Source organism: Haloarcula sp. S1AR25-4, from assembly GCF_031624555.1.
In the GTDB taxonomy this organism is placed as follows: domain Archaea; phylum Halobacteriota; class Halobacteria; order Halobacteriales; family Haloarculaceae; genus Haloarcula; species Haloarcula pellucida.
Genome location: NZ_JAMQOR010000004.1, coordinates 30110 through 44491, shown reverse-complemented (window position 1 = coordinate 44491; position 14382 = coordinate 30110). Strand labels below are relative to the sequence as shown.

8 protein-coding genes are annotated in these 14382 nt (G+C 66.9%); 4 read left to right on the top strand and 4 right to left on the bottom strand.

The genetic code is table 11. The features are described from left to right. The first annotated feature begins 37 nt into the window (after positions 1–37). The 3 genes from NDI85_RS17165 to NDI85_RS17155 are packed head-to-tail and all read left to right on the top strand — an operon-like array spanning position 38 to position 7004. Complete coding sequence (locus tag NDI85_RS17165) at positions 38–2134, top strand: PKD domain-containing protein (RefSeq protein ID WP_310916456.1); 2097 nt, start codon at positions 38–40, stop codon at positions 2132–2134. A gap of 3 nt (positions 2135–2137) precedes the next feature. After that, positions 2138–3964, top strand: coding sequence for a CARDB domain-containing protein (locus tag NDI85_RS17160; RefSeq protein ID WP_310916455.1), 1827 nt, complete (start codon positions 2138–2140; stop codon positions 3962–3964). 1 nt (position 3965) lies between these two features. Next, positions 3966–7004 carry a hypothetical protein gene (locus NDI85_RS17155; RefSeq protein WP_310916454.1) on the top strand — a complete coding sequence of 1013 codons (3039 nt, stop codon included), beginning with the start codon at positions 3966–3968 and terminating at the stop codon, positions 7002–7004. A 346-nt stretch (positions 7005–7350) separates the two neighbouring features. Here the strand turns inward: NDI85_RS17155 and NDI85_RS17150 are convergent, their stop codons facing one another. Next, positions 7351–8553 carry a PQQ-binding-like beta-propeller repeat protein gene (locus NDI85_RS17150; RefSeq protein WP_310916453.1) on the bottom strand — a complete coding sequence of 401 codons (1203 nt, stop codon included), beginning with the start codon at positions 8551–8553 and terminating at the stop codon, positions 7351–7353. A gap of 65 nt (positions 8554–8618) precedes the next feature. Next, entirely contained in the window at positions 8619–9635 is a 1017-nt protein-coding gene (locus NDI85_RS17145; protein ID WP_310916452.1) for a hypothetical protein, read from the bottom strand. 255 nt (positions 9636–9890) lie between these two features. Between NDI85_RS17145 and NDI85_RS17140 the strand changes: the two genes are divergently transcribed. Continuing rightward, the gene (locus tag NDI85_RS17140; RefSeq protein ID WP_310916451.1) at positions 9891–10886 is read left to right on the top strand and encodes a DMT family transporter; all 996 of its coding nucleotides are present in this window, start codon (positions 9891–9893) and stop codon (positions 10884–10886) included. A gap of 411 nt (positions 10887–11297) precedes the next feature. Here NDI85_RS17140 and NDI85_RS17135 read toward each other — a convergent pair whose 3' ends face one another. Both NDI85_RS17135 and NDI85_RS17130 read right to left on the bottom strand, forming a co-directional pair. Next, positions 11298–12935 carry a glycosyltransferase family 39 protein gene (locus NDI85_RS17135; protein WP_188997099.1) on the bottom strand — a complete coding sequence of 546 codons (1638 nt, stop codon included), beginning with the start codon at positions 12933–12935 and terminating at the stop codon, positions 11298–11300. Between the two features lie 3 nt (positions 12936–12938). Beyond that, a complete protein-coding gene (locus tag NDI85_RS17130) occupies positions 12939–14333 on the bottom strand; it encodes an aryl-sulfate sulfotransferase (RefSeq protein WP_310916450.1) in 1395 nt (464 codons plus the stop codon). Positions 14334–14382 lie beyond the last annotated feature (49 nt).

Here is a 14382-nt window from a genome sequence, read left to right as displayed (position 1 = left end):
ATCGGCTCCGGAACGAAACGACGCGAAACCCGACACAATGACATCACACGGACTCACGAACCCATCGCGGTCGCAGGTCCTGAGCCTGCTGTTAGCGACCATCGTCGTCCTCGGGACGACCGCTGGCCTCGCTAGCGCGGCGACGACCACAGACCTGACGGTATCGATTACAGACAGCGACAACACCATCGCCCCGGACGAGAACACGACTGTCCAGATAGGGGTCGCCAACGCTGACGACGGCGTCGGTGCCGCGGAACTCGGCGTCGAACTCAGCGACCCGGGCGTCGCGACCATCACGGACGTGACAGTGTTACACACCCCTGGCGTCACCGACAACAACATCACCGGCGGCGGGGCGGCAGCAGACGTCAAGTACGCCTTCGCCGACAGCCCCGACACCGGTGCGGTCACTATGGTCGAGGTGACCTTGCAGGGGGCCGCGGCCGGTTCGACTGACGTGAACGTCGTCCAGAACAGCCAGACCGGCAACCTCGTCGTCTTCGACGAGAACGGGTCCGGGTACACGTTGAACAACGTCGGGAGTGCGACGCTCACCGTCGAAGAGGTTAACGTCCCGCCCACCGCGGACGCGGGTGCGGACCAGACCGTCACGTCGGGCGATACGGTCACGCTCGACGGAACCAACTCGACCGACCCCGATGGGACCCTGAACTACTCGTGGACGGAGACGACCAGTAGCGGGGTCACGTTGAGCGGCGCGGACACGGCCACCCCGACGTTCACTGCGCCGGACGTGAACTCGGAGACGACGCTGACGTTCGACCTCACCGTCACCGACGACGACGGCGCGTCCGATTCGGACCTCGTCAACGTCACCGTCCAGCCACCCGATGCGGCGAACTTCCAGGTGTCGAACCTGCAGGCGCCCGCCAGCGCGACGCAGGGCGACACTATCGACGTCTCGGCCGACGTCGAGAACACCGGCGGGCAGGCCGACACGAAGGCCGTCGAGTTCCGCGTCGACACTGACGGCGACGACTCCATTGCCGACGAGAGCGCGGTCGCCTCACAGGACGTGCAGTTGGACGCCGGAGCCTCGACCACCGTCGAGTTCACGGATATCGACACCAGCGGCTTCTCGACCGGGACGGTCACCCACGGCGTCGTGACGCCCGACGATACCGCGACGGCGACGATCACCATCGAAGAACCGCCGACCAAGCAGACGACGGTGAGCCTCCAACCCACCGACCAGACCACTGCGGTCGGCATCGGGACGACGTACGACGTCGTCGTGGACGACGCACAGGGCGGCGTCGGGGCCGCCGAACTCCGCATCGCTGTCGACAACACGACCGCCGCCGAAATCACCGGCGCGAGCGTCGCCGACGATAGCGCGACCGAAGAGATAGAAATCGCCGCCGACGGCTCGTGGGTCGACCTCGAATACGCGTTCGCGGACACCGCCGACACGGGCAGTGTCGTCGTCGCGACGGTTTCCGTCGAAGGCGTGAACGCGGGCACCGCGAACCTCTCTCTCGAACCGACCGACACCAACAGCGAGGTGCTCGTGTTCGACGAGAGCGGGCAGGGATACGACGTGACCGGCACCAACGGTGCATCCCTCGACGTGCAGGCGGTCCAGTTCCTCGTCTCCGACCTCAGTGCGCCCGATAAAGCGGCCGTCGGGAGCACTATGACGGTCACGGCGAACGTCACCAACGACGGGAGCGTCGAGAGCACCCAGCCCGTCGAGTTCCGCATCGACGCCGACGGCGACGGTGACTTAGAGACCGTCGTCACCAAACAGGAGACGATTGCGGCCGGCGCGACGGACCCGGTGACGTTCACCTTCTCCGTGCCGTCGGACGCCGACTTCGGCCCGCGCCAGTACGGCGTGTTCACGGCCGCAGACAACGAGACGGCGGAGATAGAGTTCACCCCGCCGGACGTCAACGGCGACGGCCTGCTCCCCGGTGACCCGGACGACGACGGCCTCTACGAGGACGTCAACGGCGACGGTTCGGTCGACGTCGGGGACGCACAGGCGCTGTTCAGCAACCGCGACTCGGCGGCCGTCCAGAACTACGTCGCATCGTACGACTTCAACGGCGACGGCGTGATCAACGTCGGCGACGCGCAAGCGCTCTTCAGCGAGGTGACGGCGTAACCGATGACTGTCGACCGACTATCGGACACCGGCCGCGGATGGCACCTCGTCGTCACGGCGGTCGCGCTGTTGGTGGTCGTCTCCGCAGCGGCCCCGCTCGCAGCGGCCGCCGGCGGGACGACCGTGAGTCTCGTTCCGGCGGACACGAGCGTCGATGTCGGTCAGACCACCACGTTCGAGGTCGTCGTGGACAGCGCTGACGGCGGCGTCGGGGCCGCCGAGTTCAGCGTGGCGGTCGACGACCCGAGCGTCGCGGAGATTACCGACGTCACGGTCCTCGGCTCCGGGGCGACCAACACGGATATCGCCGCCGACGGATCGTCCGTCGACGTCGAGTACGCGTTCCGGGACACGGCAGATACCGGCAGCGTCACGATAGCCGAAGTGACCGTTCAGGGCGTCAGTGACGGCTCGACCGGCGTCAGTCTCGCACCTGCGTCGGGCAACGACGATGTGCTAGTCTTCGACGAGGGCGGCACCGGCTACGACGTGACCGGCACGAACGACGCGACGCTGGACGTCGTCGGTGACCAACCGGCACCCGACCCGGCGAACTTCGAGGTGTCGAACCTGCAGGCGCCCGCCAGCGTGACGCAGGGCGACGCCATCGACGTCTCCGCGACCGTCGAGAACACCGGCGGAGAGACCGCCACGAAGGCCGTCGAGTTCCGCGTCGACACTGACGGCGACGACTCCATTGCCGACGAGAGCGCCGTCGCGTCGCAGGACGTGCAGTTGGACGCGGGGGCCTCGACCACCGTCGAGTTCACGGATATCGACACCAGCGGCCTCTCGACCGGGACCGTCACCCACGGCGTGGCGACACCCGACGACACTGCGACGGCGACGATAACCATCGAGGAGCCACCCGAACCGGCACCGGAGACGACGGTGAGTCTCCAGCCCAGTGACCAGACGGTCACCACCGGGCAGGCAGTCACCTACGACGTCGTCGTGGACGGCGTGGACGGCGGCGTCGGAGCCGCCGAGTTCAGCGTCGCCGTCGACGACACGAGCGTCGCGACGATAACGAGTGCCACGGTCCTCGGGTCCGGAAGCTCCGAAATCGACGTCGCCGACGACGGGTCGTCGGTGGACGTCGAGTACGCGTTCCGGGACACCGCGGACACCGGCAGCGTCACGGTCGCCGAAGTGACCGTCCAAGGCGAGAGCGCCGGGACCGCCGGGCTGACTCTCGCACCGTCCGACGGCAACGACGCGGTGCTGGTCTTCGACGAGAGCGGCACCGGCTACGACGTGACTGACACGAACGGGGCGTCCGTGACCGTCGAAGCGCCGCCCGAACCCGCGAACTTCGCGGTCTCGAACCTGAGCCCGACCGACGTGACGGTCACCCAAGGTGACGTCGTCGACGTCTCGGCGACCGTCGAGAACACGGGCGAACGGACCGCCACGCAGACCGTCGAGTTCCGCGTCGACGGGACGGCGCTGGCGAGTCAGGACGTGACTCTCGACCCCGGTGCGTCCACGACGGTGACGTTCGAGGACGTCGACACGAGCGGTCTCGACCCCGGCGAGTACACCCACGGCGTGTACACCGAGAACGACTCCGCGACGGCCACGCTCACCGTTGAAGATGCGAGTCTGCCACCCGTCGGCGACTTCGCCAACGCACCGTCCGACCCGGACGACGACGGCCTCTACGAGGACGTCAACGGCGACGGAGCGGTCGACGTCGTCGACGTGCAGGCCCTGTTCGCCAATCTGGAGAGCGACACCGTCCAGAACAACCCCGAGAACTTCGACTTCAACGGCGACGGCACCGTCGACGTGGTCGACGTACAAAAGTTGTTCACGGAGGTGAACTAGTGTGCGAGCGAGCATCCCCGCGGTGCTGGAGACGAAGAGCGTGCTCGTCGTCGCGATAGCGGCCCTCGTCGTGACGGTCGGTATCGGCGGTGCCGCCGTCGGCGTCGGCCCGAGCGGCGCGCTGCAGATCGCGGTGCCACAACAGCAAGAGGGACCCGGAACCACGGTCAGTCTCCAGCCCAGTAGCGCGACGGTCGAGGTCGGCGACACGACGACCTACGACGTGGTCGTCGAGAGCGCCGACGGCGGCGTCGGGGCGTACGACTTCACGGTCAGTCTCGCCGACCCGAGCGTCGCCTCGATAACGGACGTGACCGTCGGGGGGGACCCCTCCGACCAGACGACCGAGGTCGACATCGCCGGTGACGGGTCCGCCGTCGACGTGAAGGCCGCGCTGGCCGATACGTCCGATAGCGGGAGCGTCACCATCGCGACGGTCACCGTCAGCGGTGACGCGGCCGGCAGCAGCGACGTCGGTCTGACCGTCTCGGCACTGGGGACCGAAGCCGGCGAGTCCTACACCGTGAACGAGGCGACCGACGCCTCGATCACCGTCGACGCAGTCGAGGAACCGGACCCAGACCCGGCGAACTTCGAGGTGTCGAACCTGCAAGCCCCCGACAGCGCGACGCAGGGCGACGCAATCGACGTCTCCGCCGAAGTCACGAACGACGGTGACGAAGCAGCCACGCAGGACGTCGAGTTCCGCCTCGACACCGACGGGGACGGCACCCTGCAGTCCGACGAGGCGCTGACCTCGAAGGAACTGACGCTCGACGGTGGCGACAGCGATACAGTCACCTTCGAGGACGTCGATACGAGCGGGCTCGACGCCGGCGACTACGAACACGGCGTCTTCACCGACGACGACTCGGCGACGGCGACGATCACCATCGAGTCCGCCGACGCCGACCCGGCACCCGAAACGAACGTCCGCCTCTCCCCGAGTAGTCGGAACGTCGACGTCGGCGAGACGACGACCTACGACGTGGTCGTGACGCCCGCAAACGGCGGCGTCGGGGCGTACGACTTCACGGTCAGTCTCGCCGACCCGAGCGTCGCCTCGATAACGGACGTGACCGTCGAGGGGAACCCCTCCGACCAGACGACCGACGTCGCTATCGCCGGCGACGGGTCCGAAGTCGACGTGATGGTCGCGCTCGCAGACACGAAACAGACCGGGACGGTGACTATCGCGACGGTGACCGTCCGCGGCGACAGTGCCGGCAGCAGCGACGTCGGACTCAGCGTCGACGCACTCGGAACCGAAGCCGGCGAGTCCTACACCGTGAGCGAGAGCGCGGACGCGTCGCTCAACGTCAGGGCACTCCCCGACCCTGACCCTGATCCGGACCCTGACCCGGACCCTGATCCGGACCCTGACCCGGACCCTGATCCGGACCCTGACCCTGACCCGGCGAACTTCGGGGTGTCGAACCTGCAAGCCCCCGACAGCGCGACGCAGGGCGACGCAATCGACGTCTCCGCCGAGATCACGAACGACGGTGACGAAGATGCCACGCAGGACGTCGAGTTCCGCCTCGACACCGACGGGGACGGCACCTTACAGTCCGACGAGGCACTGACCTCGCAGGAACTGACGCTCGACGGTGGCGACGCCGAGACCGTGACGTTCGAGGACGTCGACACGAGCGGGCTCGACGCCGGCGACTACGAACACGGCGTCTTCACCGACGACGACTCGGCGACGGCGACTATCACTATCGAGGAGTCCGACGAATCCACGCCGAATCTGGAGACCGCGGTCCAGCTAGCGCCGAGTAGTGCGACTGTCGATTCCGGCGACTCGACGACCTACGACGTGGTCGTCGAGAGCGCCGACGGCGGCGTCGGGGCGTACGACTTCGGCGTCACCCTCGCCGACCCGAGCGTCGCCTCGATAACCGACGTGAGCGTCCGGGGCGACCCGTCGTCGGAGACGACCGACGTCGCCATCGACGGCGACGGTGGCTCCGTGGACGTACAGGCCGCGCTGGCCGATACGTCCGATAGCGGGAGCGTCACCATCGCGACGGTCACCGTCCGCGGCGACAGCGCTGGCTCCAGTGACGTCGGACTCAGCGTCGACGCGCTCGGGACCGAAGTCGGCGAGTCCTACACGGTGACCGATACCGACGGGGCATCGATTACCGTCGACGCAGTCGAGGAACCGGACCCAGACCCGGCGAACTTCGAGGTGTCGAACCTGCAAGCCCCCGACAGTGCGACGCAGGGTGACGCCGTCGACGTCTCCGCCGAGATCACTAACGACGGTGACGAAGCAGCCACGCAGGACGTCGAGTTCCGCCTCGACACCGACGGGGACGGCACCCTGCAGTCCGACGAGGCGCTGGACTCGGAAGAGGTGACCTTGGATGGCGGCGACGCCGAGACCGTGACGTTCGAGGACGTCGATACGAGCGGACTCGACACCGGCGATTACGAACACGGCGTCTTCACCGACGACGACTCGGCGACGGCGACGATCACTATCGAGCCCGCCGACGATTCGGACGACCCGGCGGAGTACACGCCGGACGAGATAGCACACGCGAAGTACGACGCGCACCTCGACGAACTGAGCGACCGACGCGCTATCGCCGTCGAGGCCATCGCGAAGCGCCAGCCGTTCCCCGACGGCACCCACCCGTCGGACATCAAGACCCGAGAGGAGATCGCACAGGACTGCTACGGGAAGTCCTTCGACGAACTGAGCCGCGAACAGGCCATCGAGACCCAGAACGCCTACGACGAACAGTTCGGCGACTTACCGTCGGACCCGGCGTACAGTCCCGACGACATCGCCCACGCGAAGTTCGATTCGCACTTCGACGAACTGAGCACCGACCGCGCCGTGGCAGTTCAGGCGATCTACAACCGGCAGCCGTTCACCGACGGAACTGGTCCGTCGGACTACACGACCCGAGAGGAGATCGCACAGGACTGCTTCGGGAAGTCCTTCGACGAACTGAGCCGCGAACAGGCCATCGACACGGTGAAGTCATACGAGATGCAGTTCGGCAGCAAACTGCTGCACTAACACGACGAGTGGGAGCAGGTGACAGTCGCCGGCGGTGGCGACGGTCGCTCGCCGTCCCACCGCCGGCGAGCGGTTCCCCACGCTCGGACGGTGTTCGACTCAGTTCCCGCAGCAAGCACGACGGCGTCTCTGTGTCTTCTTCGAGAAGCGACACCTGATGCTTCGAACGTGATTCGTGCAGCTAACCAACGACTGGCGGATATCGGCCGACTGTTGGTTAGCTTCGCGGGACGCTATCGCCGTGTACGAGGATACGCCTATGCCCATCAGGACAGCACGAGACACCGTTCAGTACCGCAGCCGAGAGCGGCGACACGACACGCGTCGGTATGTGACTGCTAGCCTGTCAGGACAACGCGAGCAGGTGCGTCGAGTCTGGCCCCGTCTCGGCGACGACGTACAGCGTCCCGTCGTGGAGTATCGGCCCGGGGCCGACGCGGCCGTGGAACGTGCGCTCGTAGCGCACCGCCGGACCGGAGCCGACCAGCCCCGATTTCGGCGTGGGGTCGAGTGCCCATAGCCGGTCACCGCCGACGAACAGCGTGCCCCGGCCGATAGCCGGGGCCGTGTGTCGCCAGTCTCCGAGTCGGTGGGTCCAGCGGACCGACCCCGACTCGCTGTCGACGGCGTGGAGTTCGCCGGACGTCCCGGCGAAGACGAGTCCCGAATCGAGACCGATACCGCCAGGACCCCACCCGGTCTCGACCGACCACCGACGCTGGCCACTGGAACTGGTCTCACCACCCAGCGCGTACGTCACGCCGTCCCGACAGGTGACGTACACCGAGTCCGTGTCCGCCGACGGCGGAGTGACCGGTGGCGCCGGGAGTCGGAAGCGCTGGACACCGGTCCCGTCGGTGAGCGTGAGCAGTGCGACTTCACCCGCTTCGGTCGCCACGGCGGCGGCGTAGCCGTTCCACACCGGCGGGCTGGGAAGGACGGGTCCGAACAGCCGCCGCGACCACACCTCTTCGCCCGTCTCCGGGTCGAGTCCGAACACTCGCTCGCCCGCACCGACGATGAGCGGCGTTCCGGGATACATCGAGGGGCCGACCGGGGGCACGTCGGTCTCCGCCGACCACCGTTCGTCGCCGCTGTCGGCAGCGAGGGCCCGGACCGTGTTCTCGGCGTTGTCGGCTGCGAACACCGTCCCGCCCCGAACGACTGGCGACCCTTCGATGCCGTCCTCGCGCCACAGTTCCGTTCCGTCCTCGGCGTCGTAGACACGGAGGCCGGCAGGGGTCGGCAGATAGACCCGACTGCCCGCGACGACGGGAGCGGTTCGTTGCAGGTCGGTGACCGGGACCCGCCACTCCTCGTCGACGCCGTCGACGGGCGCCTTGCCGGCGGTGATTCCGTGGACGCTTCGGGTGTTGCCGGCGTTACAGCCGAAACTCGACCAGTTGCCGTCGGCGCCGTATATGTCCTTTTCGGGGTTGAGATCCGGCGTTGCTGGCGCTGGCGGTTCGTCGGCGCTCGCCGAACAGCCTGCGAATCCGCCCAGCGCACTGACGCCGAGTGCTGCGAGGAATCGTCGTCTGGAGGGCACGTCCCGCGCTCAATCGCGTCTGGTACAAATGTCTTGTGTCCTCTCAGGCGGTGATAGCGACGGTGTCACGCTTCGTCCGCCCGCACTGTGGCCCGGCGCTCCGGGACGAGGTCGAGTTCGTCGTCGACGTCGCCGAGAACGAACAGCGCGTAGTACCGCAGGTACGTCACCACGGGTACCTGAACGAAGGCTGCGGCGACGACTACCGAGAGCCCGAAGGCCAGTCCGACGAGCGCTAGCACCGCAAGCCCCACGGAGGGAACTGCCGTGAATAGGACGAATCCGATTGCGCCGAGGATACCGAACGGAATCAGGAGGAGGACGGCGGCTATCGCGACTGCTATCGTGACGACGAGGCCGCCCACGAGCGTCAACACGAACGCTACGACGGCGTAGGCGACGTACTGCCACGGATTGGCTTTGATCGATCGCCAGAGACGGGCCCATCCGCCGAGGACGGGGCAGTCTTCCAACACCATGATGGGCACGACGAAAACCGTAGTGAACTCGCCGACCAGACCGGCCAGAATCGAGATGAGGACGACCACCGGCAGCACCAGCACTAACGCGGCGACCGAGGCTCCGCCGGCAGGCAGTCCAGCGGGTCCGCCCGTTCCGGTGAGGACGGGAACCAACACGAGTGCGAGGAGGCCCGCGACGAGGCTCAAAACCACCAGCCCGACGAGGGCCCGGAATCCGAACAGACGGAGTCCCTGTCGCCATCGGTCGCGCCAGGACTGTCGAATAGCGACCGTTTCGGTGCGGAGCGACTCGACGAGGACGAACTCCATTATCGACCCCACCAGGAGGAACGCGAGGCCGACTAGAAGCGCCACGGCGACGATCGCGGCGACGAGGAACCAGATACGGGGTCCGATATCTTGAATCGGAGGGGCCCCACCGGGCGGTGTGCCCTGATCGAACGGCATGTTGAACTGGACGGTGTTGACGTTCGCGCCGGTACCTCCGACGAAGAAGACGACGAGCGCGAGTCTGAGCCACCGCGAGCGGTCGATTGGCCACAGGAACGCACGTGTGGCGGCCAGTGCGTCTTCTATGTCCTCCACCGCGTAGAGTACCATACCGCTAAGTTGTCATTCGAACCATATAATTTCGAGTTTATGTGGTAAGATACCATTCCACAATGGCGGGACACTCCGCCGGCGCGCTCGACGACGCTCGTTCGGACTGACGGACGCCGCCGTCGACGCCGCCGAGCGACGGCTTCGTGTGACCCGAATCCCCGCCTGAAGCCCTGCCACGCCGTGTCTGTGCGTATGCGTCACAGTAGCGATAGAAGCTTGATACGTCTCCAGCATCTATACCCGTCCTCTACTGTGACGACGCCAACGACTCGCCGTATCGGTTTGCTGTTTGCGACCCTCGCGCTGCTCTGGGGTCTCTCTTTCGTCGCCATAAAGACGGGTCTCGAGGGGTTCCCGCCCGTCCTGCTTGCGGCGCTGAGACACGACATCGCCGCCGCGGTGCTGGTCGGCTATGCCGTCTCCCGAGGCCGGACGCTTCGCCCCCGGACCCGTGACGACGTCGCACTGATGCTCGTCGGCGGGGCGCTCCTCATCGGCGCGCACTTCACGCTGCTGTTTCTCGGGCAGCAGTACGTCCCGAGCGCCTACGGCGCTATCCTGCTCAGTCTCACGCCGGTGGTGACGCCGGCGTTCGCGGCGACGCTGCTCCCGAGCTATCGGGCCCGCCCCCACGAGATTATCGGGACCGTCAGCGGCTTCCTCGGCGTGGTCGTCATCGCGAACCCGTCGCCGGGTGCGCTGGGGTCGCGTGGACTGGGTATCGCCCTGCTCATCGGGGCCGCGGTCGTCTTCGCGGCGGGCGCGGTGCTGACCGAACGGTACACGACGACGCTCCCACTGGTGTCGGTGCAGGCCGGGATGACCGCCGTCGGTGCTGTCATCCTCCACGCGATCAGCGCCGCGTTGCCGTCAGAACAGGTGGGCGCGGTCTCGGCCGGCGTCGAACACCTCGTTGCCCTCGTGTACCTCGGCGTCTTCGCCAGCGCGGTCGGGTTCCTGTTGTACTTCCGGCTCGTCGACGCCGTCGGAGCGGCCGAGACAAGTCTCGTCTCCTATGCAGTGCCGGGGGTGACCGCCGTCTTCGGCTGGCTCTTGCTCGACGAAGTGCTCACGCCGCTGACCGTCGTCGGCTTCACGGCCATCCTCGCCGGGTTCGCGTGGGTGAAAGCCGACGTGTTGCGGGCGACACTCCGTCGGCGTCGCCGGTCGGACGCCTCACCGGCCAGCGACGGGCGGGGCGACTACGTGGTCGTCGGCGGGAACGCCTACTGGTCGGGGTGTGACTGACGCCCGGCGATACGCCTCACTACTGACTCACAGGCGTCGGCCTCCGCCAGAAAGATAGGGTGGTCCCGGACCAGTGATGGCTGCAGCGGGGATGGCGCGAATTGCACCGTTGGGGTGGGGGTTCTGGTACGGGCAATTGCGGCCCGGGACAACCTACCCTATGTGCCATCCGATATTTATTATTCAGCGGATAAGACCGACTCGGTGCCGGCTGTCGGTGCGGTTAACCGGCAGCCAGCGACCTTATCGTCACGATAACTGCGGTTTCGTCGGCGACGTGGCGGTCGAGGACCCCCTGATTGGAGGGGTACGCCGCCACTCTCTACACCGGCCGTCCAGCCTCCGAAAGCTCTGTGTCGGATACGATCGGGGTCACTGGGGCGAGGAGACGCACACGACCGAACTCGCCGGTCAGGAATCGGACACGCGGACGATAACCACGCCCTCGTTCTCGTAGGCTATCTCGTAGCGGTCGGCGGCCTGCAGCGAGTCCCGCATCCGGTCACTCTGGGTGTGATCCATGCCGCGGACGGTGTAGTGACCCTTCGGTACGTAGACGTAGTCCGGCGAGTGTCCCGACGACTGGAGGTGTCTCGTGAGACAGGCCGCGTCCTCGCACTCGGAGATAGACTCGTACAGTTCCAACTGTGACTGGTAGCGCTCCGGCGTGGTCCACTCGACGCCCCACGGGCCGACGAGGATGGTCCGGTCGGTGAGCAGGGGGAACCACTCGGCGGCGTCGCCGAGCACGACGAACGAACTCGACGGTGCGGTGTTCTGTTCGGTCCACGTCATCGCTTTCTCGTCCGACCCGTCCATGAACGCCGGCATCGTCGTACTCCCGTTGTGAGAGTTCGAGGCGCTCGCGACGAAGGCCGTCCCCAGTCCCACTGCGCCCAGCACCAGTACCCCAGCGACGAACAGACTGACGGTTCGCCGGCGGTCGAGCGGCAGTCCGGCCCGGCGGATTCTGGGGACGACGACCTCTACGAGTAGGACGGCCGTCAGCATCGACCCCGCGAGGAACTGGAACCGTGGCTTGCCGACGACGTACCCCAGGCTGAACAGCCACGCGGGCAGGAACCACTGGCGACGAGACAGCGCGTAGCCCGTTCCGGCGTATGCAGCGACGTAGTACAGCGCCTCCGTATCGAAGTCCATGAGGTAGACGAACTCCGAGAGGACGCGGCCCACGCCGCCACCGAGTCCGGAGTGAGTGCCGGCGGCGGCGGTGAAGATGCCGACGCCGTGATGTTGTATCACTTCGACCCACCACGGCGCGGCGAGCAGCAGACCGCCGCTGGCGACGGCGGCACCGGCTACCAACCCGGTGATCGACCGGTCGAAACTGACAAACAGCAGGAGGTACGTCAGCCCGAAGACCACGGTGTAGGTCGGATGGGTCAGGACCGTCAGCCCGAAACAGACCACGCCGGGGACCAGCCATCGGCGGTCCCCGCCGCGGAACAGCCGGAGTCCGACGTAGGTGCCGGTGAGGACCAACAACAGCCCCATCGCACGGACGATACCGCCCGCCGAGAGGTGCCACTGAAGCGCCGCCGGCGTCACGGCAAACAGCACGCTCGCGACGGCCGCCCGCCGCGACGAAGCGAGCAGTTCGCGCGCGACGAAGTAGTACGGAACCAGATACAGCAGGACCAACACTCCCGGGACGTACCGGGCGTACGCGATGGGTCCGATGCCGGTCAGGTCGCGCAGGACCGCGGCGACGTAGAACATCAGCGGCGGGTACGCGAAGGGGACGCCGCCTTTCGTGTACCCCGGAATCTGCTCCGGGAGCGCGTAGCCGTGTGTGCGTATCTGGTCGGCTATCTCCAGATAGAGGCCCGCCCCGTAGGCGGGGTAGTCGTGGGTGGCGAGATAGGTGACGTACATCAGCGCCCCGACGAGAAGCACGGCTCCGAGCAACGGCACGTCCTCGCCGCCGAAGACGCGTCTGCGGCGTCGACTCACTCCGTCGGTGAGTGGGCCCGACTCGACTCGGCCGTCTGATGCGACTCGCTCGTCGGATGGGGGGTCACTCGACATGGCTCAGTTCTTCCACTCGATGGTGATGTGACGGTGGATGCTGGGCCGCCACGGTGACCAGTACAGTTCGACGCCGGCCCAGACGACGACGGTCCCGACGGCCACAACCACGGCGGCCACTTCCGGTCCGCCGGCCCAGGCCGGCAGGACGTACATCACGGCGTTGACGACGGTATTGCCGAGGACGCCTTCGACGGCGCCGAAGATGGCCCCGAACACGCCAGCGGTGTCAGCGGAGTCGGACGCTCCCTCGTCCCCGTCCGCTGTCGCGCTCTGGAGACCCGCTTGCTGGGCGCTCGGCCCACCCGAACTCTCGTCACCGGTGTTCAGCCGTTCGGCCTCGTAGGGGAACGCGACGTCCATCGACCAGACCACCTCGCCGTCCTCGTCCACTTCGAAGACGCGGTTCCCGTTCGAGTCCGTGACGAGGGTGTGCCCGTTGGGCAGTCTGTCGGCGTCACGGGGCCACTGGAGGCGCCCGTCTTTCCACGTCCAGGTGCGTTCCCACCCGCCGTCGGTCCGCTGATACTCGACGAGACGGCCGTTCTCGGAGTCGGCGACGAGGGCCGCCGGGCCGCCCTCGGACCGTGGGATGTAGTCGGGGTTGTGCTGCTCGTACAGCGTCTCGTGGTCGCCGTCGCTCCCGAGCGTCTGGTTCGCCAGCATCCCGGTCTCGCGGTCGAGGAACACCACCTGGTCGTGGTTCCTGACGCTGACCATGATGCGGCCGTCAGACAGCACCTCGACGTCGTTGATGTGCGTCCAGTCCTCGGGGTAGGGACCGCCGGACTCGTCGGTCGCGAACGCGTTCTGGGCGCTCCACGCCCACGTGGTGAGTCCCGTCGTCGTGTTCACGACGAACACTCTGTCCTTGGCGATGTCCGCGACGACGACGTGGTCCTCGTCGATGCGGTCGGCGTCGTGCCACCTGGTCGAGTGTTTCCCCTCGGTGACACGGCCGAAGATGCGCTCCGTCTCGCCCGTCGAGAGGTTGACTCGCTCGATGACGTTCCGAGTACACACTTCTTCGCCACCGCACTCCTCGGGTGTGAGGTGGTCGGCCGCGACGTATTCGACGGTCATCTCCGTTCCGGGGACGGGGTCTACGTCCCAGTAGCGGGTGTGTGAGTCGTTGTAGTACTGGACCGTCCCGTCGGGGCCGACGGCGATTAGCTCGGCTTTCGCCCGTGGCCCCTCGTTCCCCCGTCCGAGCCAAGAGTTCGAGTCGGTGGCTATCACCGTCACGCCGTCCCGTTCCTCGGCGACGCCGTTGCCCTCGGCGAACCGCTCTGCCGTCGCCGCTTGGTCGGACGATGCGTACCCCGTCGCCACCGTGGCTCCGGCGGCGACCAGCAGACAGACGAAGAGCAACCGCAGACCGGATTTCAGACCGTTCACTACGGGTATCAAGTGTCGACAGCCGATTTATTATATAGACAGTAAGAGA

What these genes read in the sequence shown, in the direction of transcription:
- NDI85_RS17145 (WP_310916452.1), bottom strand. Translation starts at nt 9,635, where the DNA reads ATGGTACTCTACGCGGTGGAGGACATAGAAGACGCACTGGCCGCCACA.
- NDI85_RS17160 (WP_310916455.1), top strand. Translation starts at nt 2,138, where the DNA reads ATGACTGTCGACCGACTATCGGACACCGGCCGCGGATGGCACCTCGTC.
- NDI85_RS17165 (WP_310916456.1), top strand. Translation starts at nt 38, where the DNA reads ATGACATCACACGGACTCACGAACCCATCGCGGTCGCAGGTCCTGAGC.
- NDI85_RS17135 (WP_188997099.1), bottom strand. Translation starts at nt 12,935, where the DNA reads ATGTCGAGTGACCCCCCATCCGACGAGCGAGTCGCATCAGACGGCCGA.